We start from the raw sequence: 14,253 nt of genomic DNA on the forward strand, positions 1-14,253 counted from the left end.
GCGGCCCCGCCGCTCAGTGCAGGCCTTCGAGGGCTTCCCGGACGGGGAGGAGCTTCGCCTCCGCTTCCGCGACCTCGAGGTCCGGGTCGGAGTCGGGCACGATCCCGCATCCGGCGAACAACCGCAACTTCCCGCCGCTGCGCCCGGTTTCACCGCCGGGCGCAGCGGCGTCCTCGACCTGGGCGCAGCGGAGCGCGACGCCGAGCTCGCCGTTCCCGCTGCCGTCCAGCCAGCCCACCGGTCCCGCGTAGCGGCCGCGGTCCATGCCCTCCAGCTCGCTGATCAGCCGGACCGCGTCCTCGGTGGGCGTGCCGCCGACCGCCGCCGTCGGGTGCACCGCGGCGGCCAGCCGCAGCAGCGTGGCCGCCCGGCCGTCGGCGTCGCTGAGCTTGCCCTCGACGTTGGTGGCCAGGTGCAGCACGTTGCGCAGCTGGAGCACCTCCGGTTCGTCGGGCGCGACGAGGTCGCTGCAGAACGGGCGCAGCCGCACGGCCAGGGATTCCGCCGCGTAGGCGTGCTCGTGGCGGTTCTTCGCGGAGGACAGCAGCTCCGCTGCGAGCTGCTCGGTGCTGTGGCCCTCGCGCGGCCAGATCGTGCCGGCCAGCACGCGGGAGCGGACCTCGTAACCCGTTCGCTCCAGCAGCAGCTCCGGTGTGGCGCCGATGAGCCCGTCGACCGCGAAGGTCCAGCAGGACGGGTAGCGGGCGGCCAGGTTGTGCAGCAGGAACCGCATGTCCAGCGGCTCCGAGGTGGTGGCCAGCAGGTCGTGCGCGAGGACGACCTTGGCCAGGCCGCCGGGCTCCTGCATCCGGCCGACGGCTTCGGCCACCGCCTGCCGGTAGCCGGTGGCGGAGAGCTGCCCGTCGCTGTAGGAGATGATGCCGGGCGGCCGGACCGGCTCGGGCTCGTCGGCCTCGGCCGTCCCGTCGCCGATCGTGGTGATCCAGCGCACCCCGTCGCGCTCCCCGACCACGACCTCCGGCACCACCAGCGCGGAGTGTCCGGGGTGGTCGGCGAAGGCCATGCTGGCGAAGGCCACCGGGCCGGAACCGGGCAGGCCCACCTGGTCGACCACCTCGGCCCGCTCGCACAGCTGCTGCCACCAGGCGTCGGCCCGTTCGAAGCGGTCGGGGCCGGACACCTCCAGGCGGGCCGCGCAGCCCCAGCCGACCAGCCCGGCGCCGTCGCGGACCCAGCTCAGCGCCGAACCGCCGGGCAGCAGTTCCAGCAGCGGGCGGTCGTGTCGGGGGTCACCTGGTTCGAGCCGGCGGCTTCGCGCCACCAGCGGCCGGGATGTAGTCGCCACTCCTGGAGGGTATGCGCCGGGCCCGAAGTGGTGGCCGACACCGAAGCCGTGCGGGGTCGCGAGGGCGCGGCACTTACAATCGGTCACCGTGGCGAGCGACGCGGTGGTGCCGAACGCGGCCGACTCGGTGACCGGATCCAGCACGGAAGGTGACCGGACGGTGGCGCGACCGGCGCGCCGCAAGGGCTGGACCCGCGCCGCCCGCGGGGTCCTGGTGCTGGGCGTGCTGATGACCGCGATGGGGCTGTCGATCATCATCGCCTGCTTCATCAACGACCGGACCATCGAGGAGTCCAGGGGCGAGGCGGTCGCCGAGGTGGTCGACACCTCGCTGACGCGGACCGCGGTGCGCTTCAACACCGACGAGGGCCGCGTCTACATCCCGCCGAACGGCGTTCTGTACCCGACCGACCTGCAGACCGGGCAGCTGGTGCGGGTGGAGTTCGACTCGCGCAACCCCGACCTGGTCCGCGTGGCAGGCCGCAACGCGACGCTGTCGTTCCTCCCGGTGGGCAGCGTGCTCGCGGTGCTCTGGGCGGTCCTGCTGCCCCTCTACTGGCTCTTCCGCCGCAACGCGACCCGCTGACTCCCGAGCTCGTTCCGCGCGGGGTTCCCCGAGCGGGCCGGGTGGTGTGACACTGGACTGGCCCGTCGACATCCCGCCGGACGGCCGATTCGACCGCACGCCGGGAGTCGGTCCCGGCTTGCGAGGTCGCCATGATGAACGTCAGGGAAACGCGAGCGGGCGCAGCGGATGTGCAGCAGTGGGTGCTCGGCGCGCCATACACGTCCACTGTGGATCGATCGGTGCCCGGCGGAGTGCTCGCCGGGGAACTCTCCCAGTACTGCGCGATGTTGGGCGACGACGCGCTGGTTCTCGCGCACCGCTTGACCGAGTGGGGAGTGCGCGCGCTGGAGCTGGAGGAGTGCGCGGCGCTGGGCCGGATCGCGCTGGACCTCGTGGAGCAGGCGCGGGTCCTGCTGCGCCGCGCCGGTGAGGTCGAGGGCGCGGGGCGGGACGAGGACCGCCTGGCCTACGCCCGGCAGGCCGCGGACTTCCACAACGTCCGGCTCGTCGAGATCGACTGCGGTCCCGGGCCGGGCGGTGATTTCCCCACCACCATGGCCCGGTTGCTGTTGTTCGCGGCGTGGCGGCACGCGGTGTTCGAGCGGCTGGCGGGCAGCCGCGACGCGGTGCTGGCCGACCTGGCGGCGGGCTCGCTGAACCGGCTCGCGCGGCACCGCGACCACGCGGCCCAGTGGGTGATCCGGTTCGGCGACGGCGACGCGGATTCGGCCCGGCGGATGGCGGCCGGCCTCCAGCGCATCTGGCCGCTGACCGCCGAGCTGTTCGTCCCGCACCCGGTGGAGGCGCGGATGGACGACCTCGGCTGCGGGGTCGACCCGGCGCGGGTGCGCGACGAGGTGCGCGGCGTGCTGGACGAGGTCAGCTCGGTGGCCCGCATCCGGCTCCCCGAGCCGCCCGACTTCGGCGTGTTCGCCCGCCCCGGCGGCCGCGACGGCGCGCACACCGGCGACTTCGAGTTCCTCATCGCCGACCTGCAGTACCTCGCCCGCTCCGGCTGACCCGGCGTGCCGGGGCGATTTCGCGCGAACTCGGCACCTGGCACGCCTGCGAAACGCCGATTCCGCGCGAAATCGGCGTTCCCGCCCCGGTGCCGCGACTACGCAGGGCGGGGGCAGCGGCGAGATTGAGTACTTTTCCCCAAGAAGTCCGGGCGGGATCGGAGCAGAGTGATCGGGAGACGCCCGGGAACCACGGTCCGGCACACGACGTCGAACCCGGCGATCGCGGGCGCGGACACCGGTTTCGACGGCTGCTCGCGGCCGAGTGGAAGGACGACCCGACGTGGACGGATTCTGGTTGCAGGTGCTGATCGCACTGGTCGCGGGCGGTTGCGGGGCCGGAGTGGTGCTGGTGGCCCGCACCAGGAGAGCGCGGCCCGAACCGGCCGCGCTGCCCAAGCCCGCCGTGGTGCAGCCCGTTCAGGCGCAGCCGCAGGACCGCTGGTTGCACGACGTCCGCCGCTGCGAGCAGGCCGTGCACCGGGCCGCGCGGGCGGTGGACGCGGTCTCCTCCACCCAAGCCCGGCAGAACCTGCAGGCGGTGGTGCGCCGCATGGACGCCGAGCTGCCGAACGTCCGCGCGCTCGCCGAGCTGGGGCGCGGGCTGACGAGCGCCGATGCCGCGGTGCTGAGCCGGGTGCGGGGTCAGCTGGAGGATGCCGTGGTGCGCTTCGGCATGGTCACCGACCACGTCCTGGAAGCGGTCGTCGAGCTGGTCGCCGACCCGGACCTGGCCCGGGTCCACCAGCAGGTCGTGGTCCTCCGCGAGCAATTCCCGCTGCTGCGCCCGATGTCGGCGGTCTTCGGCCCGAAACCGGGCTCGACCCCGGCCCGCGCCCTGCTCCCCGCAGCCTGACGCCCCCGGCCTGAAACCCGCAGCCTGAAGACCGCCCCCAACCATCCCAGGCTCCACCGGGCCACGGTTCACCCAGCGCCCGAACCTCTGCGATTTCAATGGAAATCGGACGTCTGATTTCAATTGAAGTTGCGTTCAACGGCGTGTCGCCCCACGACACACCGACGGTTGTGGACAACGTCCCGCGATTTCAATGGAAGTTGGACGTCCGATTTCCATTGAAATTGCGCAGGTTCCGACGCGACGACCCACCGCGGTGAGCCCGGTCAGCTCCGCGCAACGGCCTGGTGCCACCAGTCGTGCACGTCGGCGGCGACGCCGGGAGCCGCCACCAGCAACCCGTCCAGCGGTAGCGGTTTCGGCTCGCCGCGGCGGTCCAGGACGGTCGCCCCGGCTTCGGTCGCCAGCGCGAGCGCCCCGGCGACGTCCCACTCCTCGTAGGAGTCCAGCACCGCGGCCACCGCGTGACCGAGCGCGACCTGCGTGATCGCCAGCGCCGGGGAGCCCAGCAAGCGGACGCCGACCTGCGCGCCGGTGGCGTTGGTGATGAACCGGTCCATGCCCCGCCACGGGCCGGTCCTGGTCAGCTCGGTGCACACGATCCCGCCGCGGGTTTCGCGCTGTTCGCTCAACCGCACCGGATTTCCGTTCGCCCGCATGCCGCGGCCGCGGGCGGCGGCGTAGATCTGCGTGCGGTAGGGATCGGCGACCACCCCGACCACCGGGCCGTGCTCGTCGAGCATGGCCAGGCTGTAGGTGCACCAGGGGAGCCCGGCGACGTAGTTCGCGGTGCCGTCGACCGGGTCGACCGACCAGCGGAACTTGGCCGTCCCGGCGCGGGCCGCCCAGTGCTCGGCGACGGTGGTCGGCGCCGCGTCGAACTCCTCGCCGAACACCGGGATGCCGGGGAACTCGTCGGCCAGCACCCGCCGGGTGTGCCGCTCCAGGGTGCGGCCGGTGTCGGTGACCCAGTCGAACGGGGACTCCGTCGGGGCGGGCTGCGCCCCGCGCCCCGCGGTCGCGATGATCACGTCCGCGGCGTCGTTGGCGAGTCGACCGGCGACTTCGAACGCTCGCGAGACCAGCGCCGGGTCGCTCTGCGCCGGCGGGGTAGGCAGGACCGTCATGCCGCCCCAGGTTCCGTGCGGCGAGTGACCGGCGCGCAACGCTCAGGTGACAGCTGGTGGAGAGGCAGATCACGATTGCGCGCTGCAACCGTCTCTTCCGGGAAGACCGGTTTTCCCAGTCGCGGGAAACGACATCTTCGGTTGCCGTTGGCGGTGCCGTCACATTGCGGTCGACTGCTCGCCGATCCGGAGCGCGACCGTGATGCGCGTGCGCATAGCGATCGTGACCGAGAGCTTCCTGCCGCAGATCAACGGGGTGACGAATTCGGTGCTGCGAGTGCTGGAGCACTTGCGGCGCCGGGGAGATTCGGCGCTCGTCATCGCGCCCGGCGCAGGCCCGGACGAGTACGCGGGATTCCCGGTGATCCGGCTGCCCGCGGTGGACCTGCCGGTGGTGTCGTCGTTGCCGATCGGTTTTCCGACGCGGCGGTTGCTGCGCGGCTTGCAGGGATTCCGGCCGGATGTCGTGCACCTGGCGTCGCCGTTCGTCGTCGGGGCGCGGGGTCTGGCGGCGGCTCGGCGGCTGGGCGTGCCGACCGTCGCGGTGTACCAGACCGATGTCGCGGGTTTCGCCGCGTCTTATGGGCTCGGGCTGACCGCGCGGGCGGCGTGGCGGTGGATCCGGCGCCTGCACGGCGCCGCCGATCGGACGCTGGCGCCGTCGACCTGGGCGGTGGAAACGCTGCAGCAGCACGGGATTCCGCGCGTGCACCGGTGGGGACGGGGCGTGGACACGGCGCGCTTCTCGCCGCAGCAGCGGGATTCGGGCTGGCGGCGCGAGTTCGCCGCGGACGGCGAGCTGCTGGTCGGCTACGTCGGCAGGCTGGCCCCGGAGAAGCGCATCGAGCGGTTGGTGGCGCTGGGCGGGATGCCGGGCGTGCGGGTGGTCGTGGTGGGCGATGGCCCGGACCGCGAGCGGCTGGCCGACGCGGTGCCGAACGCGGTGTTCCTCGGCCAGCGCACCGGCGACGAGCTGGCGCGCATCTACGCCAGCCTCGACGTGTTCGTGCACACCGGCCCGCACGAGACGTTCTGCCAGGCGGTCCAGGAGGCGATGGCCTCGGGCGTTCCGGTGGTGGCCCCGGACGCGGGTGGCCCGCGCGATCTGGTCGACCACGGCCGCACCGGCTACCTGCTGCCCGCCCACGACGCCGACGTCCACGCGGAGGCGCTGCGCGCTGCGGTCGAGGCCCTGCGCGATGCCGATCTGCGCAGGCGGTTCGGCGCGGCTGCGCGCGAGGCGGTCGCGGGGCGGACCTGGCCGGCGCTGTGCCAGCAGCTGATCGGGCACTACGACGCGGTCGCCTCGGGCGAGCAACCGCTGGCCGCGTGACGCCGACGGCGGGTCGGCCACGTACGCTGCGGGTGTGTCTCGGGCAGGTTTGGACAAGGACCCTCGCGAAGTCGCCGCGATGTTCGACGGTGTCGCGCGCCGGTACGACCTGACCAACACCGTGCTGTCCTTCGGCCAGGACCGCCGGTGGCGGGAGGTCACCAGGCGGGCGCTGTCGCCCAAGCGCGACGAGCGCGTGCTCGACCTGGCGGCGGGCAGCGGTGTGTCGACCGAGGAGTTCTCCCGGTCCGGCGCCTGGTGCGTGGCCGCGGACTTCTCGCTGGGCATGCTGTCGGTCGGGCGGCACCGCGGCGTGCCGATGGTCGCCGCGGACGCGCTGCGGCTGCCCTTCGCGGACGAGTCCTTCGACGCGGTGACGATCTCCTTCGGCCTGCGCAACCTCGTGGACACCGCGGCCGGGCTGCGGGAGATGCAGCGCGTGGTGCGCCCGGGCGGCCGGCTGGTGGTGTGCGAGTTCTCCACGCCGACCTGGCAGCCGTTCCGCACGATCTACCTGAACTACCTGATGCGCGCGCTGCCGCCGATCGCCCGCGCGGTCTCGTCGAACCCGGACGCCTACGTCTACCTGGCGGAGTCGATCCGCGAGTGGCCGGACCAGCGCGTCCTGGCGGAGCTGATCGCCGAGTCCGGCTGGACGGACGTCGCCTGGCGGAACCTGACCAGTGGAGTCGTGGCGATCCACCGCGCGGTCAAGCCGTCCTGAGCCGTCGGGTGCGCCGCAACTTCAATGGAAATCAGGTCCACAACTTCCATTGAAATCGCGACCTCTCGACGCACCACCGGTGTGTCCGGTGCCCGACACACCGACGGTCCGCGATTTCAATTGAAATCACACATGCGATTTCAATTGAAATCTGACGTCCGATTTCCATTGAAATTGCGTGGAGGCGTGCGCGGTGGGCCGGGCGCACGTTCCGGCACGTCGGCACCGGCATGGTCAGAGCCAGGTGGTTTCCGGGGGTAGTGGGGTTTCGGCGCGCTGGGTGACCGCCGTGATGAAGGCCTTCGAGGCCGCCGCCAGCGGTCGGTGCGGGTTGCGGACCACCGCGATGCGGCGGCTGATCTCCGGCTCGGCCAGGGCTCGGTGCTCCAGGCCGGCGAACCGGACCAGCGGCAGCACCAGGCCCGGCACCACCGCCACGCCGAGGCCCGCCGCGACCAGGCCCGCGACCGTGCTGATGTTGCTGGACTCCAGCACCACGTCCGGGCGGATCTTCGCCGCGCCGAAGGCGCGTTCGGCGTGCTGGCGGATGCTGCTGCTCGGGTCGAAGGCGATGTGCGGCTCGCCCGCCAGGTTCGACCAGGTGAGGCCGCGCTGCGCGGCGAACCGGTGCTGCGGCGGGAAGACGCAGCAGAACCGGTCGGTGGCGATCGGCTTGACGTGCAGGTCCGGCAGCGGTTCGGCGACCACCGTGAGCGCCAGGTCCACGATCCCGGCGCGGACCTGCTGCAGCACCTCGTCCGACATCGCGTCCGAAATGGACAGTTCCACCTCCGGGTGCGTCGCGCGGTAGGCGGAGACCACCGGCGGCAGCAGGATCGCGGCCAGCGACGGCAGCGCCGCGATGCGCACCCGCCCGCGGCTCCCGGCCAGGAAGCCCTGGAAGTGGTTGATCCCGGCGTCGAACGACTCGACGACCTGCCGCGCGACCCGGCAGAACTCGCGGCCCTCCGGCGTGCTCGTCAGGTTGCGGGTGGTGCGCTCGAACAGCGCGATGCCCAGCCGCCGCTCGACCTCGCGGACCGTTCGGCTCATCGACGACTGGGCCAGGTGGAGGCGTTCGGCGGCGAGCGTGAAGCTGCCCGCGTCGTGCACGGCCAGCACCAGCCGGAGCTGCTGCATCGTCAGATCCATGCTCACAGGTCATGAATCTATCACTAACTATTGCTTGACCTGCATGGGCGACGCGGATCACAGTTCCTCCGTTCGAGTTCGGAGGTGCGCATGCTCGCCGTGAGCGGATTCCTCACCGTCGGGGTCTTCCTGGCGCTGGTGCTGTCCCGCCGGGTTTCGGTGCTGTTCGCGCTCACCCTGGTGCCGATCGCGGCCGCGCTGGTGAGCGGGTTCGGCGCCGGGCTGGGCGGGATGATCGCCGACGGCCTGGCCACCGTCGCCCCGGTTGCCATCATGATCACCTTCGCGGTGCTCTACTTCAGCCTGATGGTCGACGCCGGGCTGTTCGACCCGGCCGTCGCCCGGATCCTGCGCTGGGCGGGCGGCGACCCGATGAAGATCACCGTGGGCACCGCGCTGCTGACCCTGCTGGTCGCGCTCGACGGCGACGGCGCCTCCACGTTCCTGATCACCGTCTCCGCGCTGCTGCCGATCTACCGGCGGCTCGGCATGCGCCGGGTGGTGCTGGCCGGGGTGGTCTGCCTGGCGGCGGGCGTGATGAACATGGTGCCGTGGGGCGGCCCGACGGCCCGCGCGATGGCCGCGCTGCACCTGGACAGCGGCCGGCTGTTCCTCCCGGTCCTGCCCGCGATGCTGGCGGGCGTCCTGTGGGTGCTGGTGGCGGCGTACTTGATCGGCCGCGGCGAGCGCAAGCGGCTCGGTGTGGTCGAGCTCGACGTCGCCGAGCGGCCCCGGCCCACCGGCGCCGACCGGGTGCGGTTCTGGATCAACGCGCTGCTCACGGTGGTGCTGGTGGGCTGCCTGCTGGCGCAGCTCGCGGACCTGGAGGTGCTGTTCCTGCTGGCCTTCCTGGTGGCGCTGCTGGTCAACCGGCCGAGCTGGGCGGCGCAGCAGGAGCTGCTCACCAAGCACGCCTACAACGTGGTGCTGGTGGTCGCGGTGATCTTCGCGGCGGGCGTGTTCACCGGCATCCTCACCGGCACCGGGATGATCGGCGCGATGGCCGCGGGCCTGGTCTCGGTGATCCCGGACTCGGCGGCGGGCCTGCTGCCGGTGGGCACGGCCATCGCGAGCATGCCGCTGAGCCTGGTGTTCACCCCGGACGCCTTCTACTACGGGATCGTCCCGGTGCTGGCCGAGACGAGCGCGGCGCTCGGCGGCGACCCGGCGGCCATCGGCCGGGCGGCGATCCTCGGCCAGATGACCACCGGTTTCCCGCTCAGCCCGCTGACCGCCTCGACGTTCATCCTGCTCGGGATGAGCGGGGTGGACCTCGGCGAGCACCAGCGGTTCGTCTTCAGGTGGGCGTTCGGCACGACGCTGGTGATGACCGCGGTCGCGCTGCTGACGGGGGTGCTGTGATGCGGATCGGCAGCGGAGCCGGGTTCGCCGGCGACCGGATCGAACCCGCGGTGCAGCTGGCGGCGCGCGGCGAGCTGGACGACCTGGTGCTGGAGTGCCTGGCGGAGCGCACCATCGCGCTCGGCCAGCAGCGCCGCCTCCGCGACCCGGCGCTGGGCCACGACCCCCGGCTGCGCGCCCGCTTCCGCCCGCTGCTGCCGGTCGCCATCGGCAACGGCGTCCGCGTGGTGACCAACATGGGCTCGGCGAATCCCCTCGCCGCGGGCGAGACGACCCGCGACCTGCTGGTGGAATCCGGCCTGCGCGGGCGGATCGCGGTGGTCACCGGCGACGACGTGCTGGACCGGCTGGACCTGCGCGAACCGGCGCTGGAGGACGGCATCGCGCTGGCCGCTCACGGCGAGGTCGTCTCGGCCAACGCCTACCTCGGCGCCGAAGCGCTGCTCCCCGCCCTGGACACCGGCGCGGACGTGGTGCTGACCGGCCGGGTCGCCGATCCCTCGCTGTTCCTGGCCCCGATGGCGCACCGGCTCGGCTGGGACCTCGACGACTGGCCGCGGATGGCGGCCGGAACGCTCGTCGGCCACCTCCTGGAGTGCGCCGGGCAGGTCACCGGCGGCTACTTCGCCGATCCCGGCGCGAAGGAGGTGCCGGACCTGGCGAACCTCGGATTCCCTTATGCCGCAGTGGAATCCGATGGAACCGCGGTGATCGGGAAGCTCCCGGACACCGGCGGTCTGGTCTCCACCGCGACCGTGCGCGAGCAGTTGCTCTACGAGGTGACCGACCCGGCGGGCTACCGCACGCCCGACGTGGTGCTGGACTTCCGCGAGGTGCGGGCGGAGCAGGTCGCGGCGGACCGGGTCCGGATCAGCGGCGCGGTCGGCAGGCCGCGGCCCGAGGAGCTGAAGGTCAGCGTCGGCTACCGCGCCGGGCACCGCGCCGAGTGCGGGATCTCCTACGCCGGGCCGAATGCCGACCGCCGAGCCCGCCTGGCGGCCGACATCGTCACCACCCGGCTGCGCGGCACCGGCCTGCGCATCCGCGCCGACGTCCTCGGGAGAGCCGACGAGTGCCGGCTGCGGGTCGCCGCGCTGGCCCCGGACCCGGAGCTGGCCGACCTGGTGTGCCACGAGGTCGAATCGCTCTACACCAACGGACCGGCGGGTGGCGGCGGAGTCCGCACCGACGTCCGCGAGGTGATCGGGATCGTCTCGACGCTGATCCCCCGAACCGAGGTGGAAACCCGCGTGACCGTGCTGGAGGCCGACGGTGCTGCTGCATGACATCGCCCACTGCCGGGCCGGGGACAAGGGCGACACCTCGACGCTGTCGCTGTTCCCGCACCGCGACGAGGACTACGACCTGCTGGTCCGCGAGGTGACGGCCGACCGCGTGCGCGAGCACCTGGCGGTCCGCGGCGAGGTCCGCCGCTGGGAGCTCCCGAACCTCCGAGCCCTCCAGTTCACCTGCCACCGAGCCCTCGAAGGAGGAGTGACGACCTCCCTGGCCCTGGACACCCACGGCAAAACCCTCAGCTCCCGCCTGCTCGCGATGCGGCTGTGACGACTACGAGCCCCCGGCCGGGGTGGTAGCCCCGGGTGCTGATGGTGCCCACCGGGCACCCGTTCGGGCGGTGCGGGTCGGTGGAGCTGGAGGGCCTCGCGCGCCACACCGTGTTCGGCGTGGTCAGCAGTGCCCCGCAGTACTGGTGGGACTTCCACGTGCCTCCGGAGACCCCGAGCGGGAAGCAGGTGCGGCGGGGCCAGTCGGTGCCGACCTTCCAGGAGCTGATCGCGCTGGTCGCCGCCGGGCAGGGCATCACGCCGGTCGCGGCCTCGGTGACCAGGTACTTCGCGCACCCGGGCGTCGCCTTCGTGCCGCTGCGCGACGCGCCGCCGACCGAGGTCGCGCTGGTCTGGCGCACCGCCGGGCTGAACTCCCGGGTGCGCGCTTTCGCGCATGCCGCCGCCGACGCCGTGCGCGCCAACGGCGGCCCCGCCGCCTTCTGAACCAGCTGGAGAAGTGGTCCGGTCGGGGTCCTCCGATCGGTCCAGGGCCGGGTTCTAGCTGGGGTGATGGTCACTCGGGTGGCGTAGCCGCAGGGGTCGATCGCGGCCTTTGTCCGGCATAAACTCGGAGTTAGTGAACTCGTTCACAAGCGGGTTCCCGGTGCGGTCCGCCGGGAGGGGGCGGTCGCACCGCGCACTGCACTAGCTCAAGGAGTGTCATGACCAGCGCCACCAGCCGCCGTCGACCGGACGACGACGCGGAGGTGATCGTCGTCGGGGCCGGTCCGGCCGGATCGACGGCGGCGACGTACCTGGCCAGGGCCGGCCTGGACGTCCTGCTTCTGGAGAAGAGCGTCTTCCCGCGGGAGAAGGTCTGCGGCGACGGCATCACCCCGCGCGGCGTCAAGCAGCTCATCGACCTCGGCATCGACACCCGGGAGGAAGCGGGCTGGCTGCACAACCGCGGCCTGCGGGTGGTCGGTGGCGGGGTCGAGGTCGAGCTGGACTGGCCGAGCCTGGCCAGCTTCCCGCCGTACGGCGTGGTGCGGCCCCGCAACGACTTCGACGACCTGCTCGCGCGCAACGCGCAGCGGGCCGGCGCCCGGCTGGTCCAGCAGACCACGGTGACCGGCGCGGTCACCGACGAGCGGACCGGCCGGATCACCGGGGTGACCGCGAAGTCCGGGCCCGAGCGCACGCCGGTCACCTACCGGGCGCCGCTGGTGGTGGCCTGCGACGGCGTCTCCGCGCGGCTGGCGCTGTCGGTCGGCATCGAGAAGCGCGAGGACCGCCCGATGGGCGTGGCCGTGCGGCGCTACTACACCAGCCCGCGCACCAAGGACGACTTCCTGGAATCGCACCTGGAGCTGTGGGACCGCTCGGACCCGGACAAGCCCACGCTGCTGCCGGGCTACGGCTGGATCTTCCCGATGGGCGACGGGACGGTGAACGTCGGACTGGGCATCCTGTCCACCTCCAAGGCCTACGGCAAGACCGACTACCGGCAGCTGCTGCGCTCCTGGCTGGACGGCACGCCGGAGGAGTGGGGCTTCCGCGAGGACAACGCGACCGGGCGGATCGGCGGCGCCGCGCTGCCGATGGGCTTCAACCGGACGCCGCACTACCGCAACGGCTTGCTGCTCGTCGGCGACGCGGGCGGGATGGTCAACCCGTTCAACGGCGAGGGCATCGCCTACGCGATGGAATCCGCGGCGCTGGCCGCCGAGTGCGTGGTGCACGCGCTGGCCCGGCCGGACGGGTTCTCCCGGGAGCAGGCGCTGCGCCGGTACCCGGCTGCGGTGCAGCAGGCGCTGGGCGGCTACTTCCGGATGGGCAACATCTTCAGCAAGTTGATTGGCAATCCGGTGGTCATGCGCACCGCCACGAAGCACGGTCTACCGAGGACCGTGCTGATGCGTTTCGTGTTGAAACTGTTGGCAAATCTCTACGACGAGAAGGGCGGGGACGTGATGGACCGTGTGATCAGCACCACTACTCGTCTCACCCCTAGCGCCTGATGGCGCGAGTCTGGTCAGATGTGCTCGCAAGTGTGCGAGACATCATAAAGTTAGGTTCGCCTCACTACGGAGACGACACACCCGACCGCATAGAGTGTGGCCCGACCTCTGAGACGTGACGTGCGTCTCGGCGGGGGCCGACGATGTGCCCCGCGGAAGCGGGGAAGATCCGGAGGGCAGGGGAATGCTCGATCCCTACATCCCGCTCGTGCTGTTGCTGGCGCTCGCGTTCGCGTTCGCGCTGTTCTCGGTCACGATCGCTCCGCTCGTCGGCCCCCGCCGCTACAACAAGGCGAAGCTCGACGCCTACGAGTGCGGCATCGAGCCCTCGCCGCAGCCGGTGATCGGCGGCGGCCGGATGCCGGTCTCGTACTACCTGACCGCGATGATGTTCATCCTCTTCGACATCGAGATGGTCTTTCTGTACCCCTACGCGGTGACCGCGGACGCGCTCGGGCTCTGGGGCGCGGGTGCCGTGGTGCTGTTCATCCTCACGTTCGGATTCGCCGACCTCTACGTGTGGCGGCGAGGTGGCTTCGACTGGAACTGACCGGGCGGTCACGGGCACGGTCAGCGTCGATTGTGGAAGGGAGTGCCGCGGATGGGAATTGAAGCGCAGTTGCCCAACGGCATCCTGTTGGCCAACGTGGAAAAGCTCGTCAACTGGACGCGGAAGACCTCGATGTGGCCCGCGACGTTCGGGCTGGCCTGCTGCGCCATCGAGATGATGACGGTCGGCGGTTCCCGCTACGACATCGCGCGGTTCGGCATGGAGCGGTTCTCCGCCACTCCCCGGCAGGCCGATCTGATGATCGTGGCCGGCCGGGTCACCAACAAGATGGCGCCGGTGCTGCGGCAGATCTACGACCAGATGCCGGAGCCGCGCTGGGTGCTGGCGATGGGCGTGTGCGCGTCCAGCGGCGGCATGTTCAACAACTACGCCGTGGTGCAGGGCGTGGACCACGTGGTGCCGGTTGACATGTACCTGCCGGGCTGCCCGCCGCGCCCGGAGATGCTCCTGGACGCGATCCTCAAGCTGCACGCCAAGATCATGGACGAGCCGATCAACGCCAAGCGCGCGCAGCTGAAGCTGGAGAGCGGCGAGCGCACCCCGATGATCCCGTCCTCCGAGCGGTACGCGCCGAAGAGCGAGGCGCAGCGCCGACGCGTGGCGCGCAAGCAGGTCGCGCAGCGCCGGGAGATGGGTTCCGATCCGTCGTTGGGGGCGTTCGCGGATTCACCGCAGCGGCCCCGCGAGCTCAAAGCGGGCAGGTGAG

15 protein-coding genes are annotated in these 14,253 nt (G+C 71.9%); 12 read left to right on the top strand and 3 right to left on the bottom strand.

Annotation, left to right across the window (positions count from 1 at the left end):
- Window positions 1–13 precede the first annotated feature (13 nt).
- Complete coding sequence (locus tag ATL45_RS16225) at window positions 14–1,306, bottom strand: isochorismate synthase (protein ID WP_246025382.1); 1,293 nt, start codon at window positions 1,304–1,306, stop codon at window positions 14–16.
- An 88-nt stretch (window positions 1,307–1,394) separates the two neighbouring features.
- Here ATL45_RS16225 and ATL45_RS16230 point away from each other — a divergent pair, with 88 nt between their 5' ends.
- From ATL45_RS16230 to ATL45_RS16240, 3 genes are all read left to right on the top strand, one after another.
- Window positions 1,395–1,892, top strand: a complete 498-nt coding sequence (locus ATL45_RS16230; protein WP_246025383.1) for a DUF3592 domain-containing protein — start codon at window positions 1,395–1,397, stop codon at window positions 1,890–1,892.
- A gap of 134 nt (window positions 1,893–2,026) precedes the next feature.
- A complete protein-coding gene (gene paaC, locus ATL45_RS16235) occupies window positions 2,027–2,893 on the top strand; it encodes a 1,2-phenylacetyl-CoA epoxidase subunit PaaC (protein WP_093155415.1) in 867 nt (288 codons plus the stop codon).
- A gap of 283 nt (window positions 2,894–3,176) precedes the next feature.
- A complete protein-coding gene (locus ATL45_RS16240) occupies window positions 3,177–3,749 on the top strand; it encodes a hypothetical protein (RefSeq protein ID WP_093155350.1) in 573 nt (190 codons plus the stop codon).
- 266 nt (window positions 3,750–4,015) lie between these two features.
- On the opposite strand, the gene ATL45_RS16245 is transcribed toward ATL45_RS16240, so the two are convergent.
- Entirely contained in the window at window positions 4,016–4,876 is an 861-nt protein-coding gene (locus ATL45_RS16245) for an inositol monophosphatase family protein (protein ID WP_093155349.1), read from the bottom strand.
- 202 nt (window positions 4,877–5,078) lie between these two features.
- Between ATL45_RS16245 and ATL45_RS16250 the strand changes: the two genes are divergently transcribed.
- Window positions 5,079–6,209: a glycosyltransferase family 4 protein gene (locus tag ATL45_RS16250; RefSeq protein WP_093155347.1), complete on the top strand. Its 1,131-nt coding sequence runs from the start codon at window positions 5,079–5,081 to the stop codon at window positions 6,207–6,209.
- A gap of 34 nt (window positions 6,210–6,243) precedes the next feature.
- A complete protein-coding gene (locus ATL45_RS16255; RefSeq protein WP_093155345.1) occupies window positions 6,244–6,933 on the top strand; it encodes a demethylmenaquinone methyltransferase in 690 nt (229 codons plus the stop codon).
- Window positions 6,934–7,167: 234 nt separating this feature from the next.
- Here the strand turns inward: ATL45_RS16255 and ATL45_RS16260 are convergent, their stop codons facing one another.
- Window positions 7,168–8,085 (bottom strand): LysR family transcriptional regulator, encoded by a 918-nt coding sequence (locus ATL45_RS16260; RefSeq protein WP_246025384.1) that lies wholly within the window; start codon window positions 8,083–8,085, stop codon window positions 7,168–7,170.
- Window positions 8,086–8,175: 90 nt separating this feature from the next.
- Here ATL45_RS16260 and ATL45_RS16265 point away from each other — a divergent pair, with 90 nt between their 5' ends.
- From ATL45_RS16265 to ATL45_RS16295, 7 genes are all read left to right on the top strand, one after another.
- On the top strand, window positions 8,176–9,447 hold the full coding sequence (locus ATL45_RS16265) for a CitMHS family transporter (protein WP_093155342.1): 1,272 nt from the start codon (window positions 8,176–8,178) through the stop codon (window positions 9,445–9,447).
- Window positions 9,447–10,733 carry an acyclic terpene utilization AtuA family protein gene (locus ATL45_RS16270; RefSeq protein WP_093155413.1) on the top strand — a complete coding sequence of 429 codons (1,287 nt, stop codon included), beginning with the start codon at window positions 9,447–9,449 and terminating at the stop codon, window positions 10,731–10,733. Before ATL45_RS16265 ends, ATL45_RS16270 begins: the two co-directional genes overlap by 1 nt.
- Window positions 10,720–11,013 carry an AtuA-related protein gene (locus ATL45_RS16275; RefSeq protein WP_093155341.1) on the top strand — a complete coding sequence of 98 codons (294 nt, stop codon included), beginning with the start codon at window positions 10,720–10,722 and terminating at the stop codon, window positions 11,011–11,013. The genes ATL45_RS16270 and ATL45_RS16275 overlap by 14 nt, the downstream gene beginning before the upstream one ends.
- A gap of 41 nt (window positions 11,014–11,054) precedes the next feature.
- Window positions 11,055–11,459: a LysR substrate-binding domain-containing protein gene (locus ATL45_RS16280; protein ID WP_093155411.1), complete on the top strand. Its 405-nt coding sequence runs from the start codon at window positions 11,055–11,057 to the stop codon at window positions 11,457–11,459.
- A gap of 218 nt (window positions 11,460–11,677) precedes the next feature.
- Entirely contained in the window at window positions 11,678–12,976 is a 1,299-nt protein-coding gene (locus ATL45_RS16285; RefSeq protein ID WP_093155339.1) for a geranylgeranyl reductase family protein, read from the top strand.
- Between the two features lie 184 nt (window positions 12,977–13,160).
- On the top strand, window positions 13,161–13,526 hold the full coding sequence (locus ATL45_RS16290) for an NADH-quinone oxidoreductase subunit A (RefSeq protein ID WP_093155338.1): 366 nt from the start codon (window positions 13,161–13,163) through the stop codon (window positions 13,524–13,526).
- Between the two features lie 51 nt (window positions 13,527–13,577).
- On the top strand, window positions 13,578–14,252 hold the full coding sequence (locus tag ATL45_RS16295) for a NuoB/complex I 20 kDa subunit family protein (protein ID WP_093155336.1): 675 nt from the start codon (window positions 13,578–13,580) through the stop codon (window positions 14,250–14,252).
- Window position 14,253 lies beyond the last annotated feature (1 nt).

Source organism: Saccharopolyspora antimicrobica (genome assembly GCF_003635025.1).
GTDB classification, from domain to species: Bacteria; Actinomycetota; Actinomycetes; order Mycobacteriales; family Pseudonocardiaceae; genus Saccharopolyspora; species Saccharopolyspora antimicrobica.

Bases quoted from the DNA above. Each gene is read 5' to 3' on its own strand.
- ATL45_RS16245 (WP_093155349.1), bottom strand. From the start codon at position 4,876: ATGACGGTCCTGCCTACCCCGCCGGCGCAGAGCGACCCGGCGCTGGTC.
- ATL45_RS16290 (WP_093155338.1), top strand. From the start codon at position 13,161: ATGCTCGATCCCTACATCCCGCTCGTGCTGTTGCTGGCGCTCGCGTTC.
- ATL45_RS16265 (WP_093155342.1), top strand. From the start codon at position 8,176: ATGCTCGCCGTGAGCGGATTCCTCACCGTCGGGGTCTTCCTGGCGCTG.
- ATL45_RS16260 (WP_246025384.1), bottom strand. From the start codon at position 8,085: ATGGATCTGACGATGCAGCAGCTCCGGCTGGTGCTGGCCGTGCACGAC.
- ATL45_RS16295 (WP_093155336.1), top strand. From the start codon at position 13,578: ATGGGAATTGAAGCGCAGTTGCCCAACGGCATCCTGTTGGCCAACGTG.
- ATL45_RS16280 (WP_093155411.1), top strand. From the start codon at position 11,055: ATGGTGCCCACCGGGCACCCGTTCGGGCGGTGCGGGTCGGTGGAGCTG.
- paaC (WP_093155415.1), top strand. From the start codon at position 2,027: ATGAACGTCAGGGAAACGCGAGCGGGCGCAGCGGATGTGCAGCAGTGG.
- ATL45_RS16250 (WP_093155347.1), top strand. From the start codon at position 5,079: ATGCGCGTGCGCATAGCGATCGTGACCGAGAGCTTCCTGCCGCAGATC.
- ATL45_RS16285 (WP_093155339.1), top strand. From the start codon at position 11,678: ATGACCAGCGCCACCAGCCGCCGTCGACCGGACGACGACGCGGAGGTG.
- ATL45_RS16270 (WP_093155413.1), top strand. From the start codon at position 9,447: ATGCGGATCGGCAGCGGAGCCGGGTTCGCCGGCGACCGGATCGAACCC.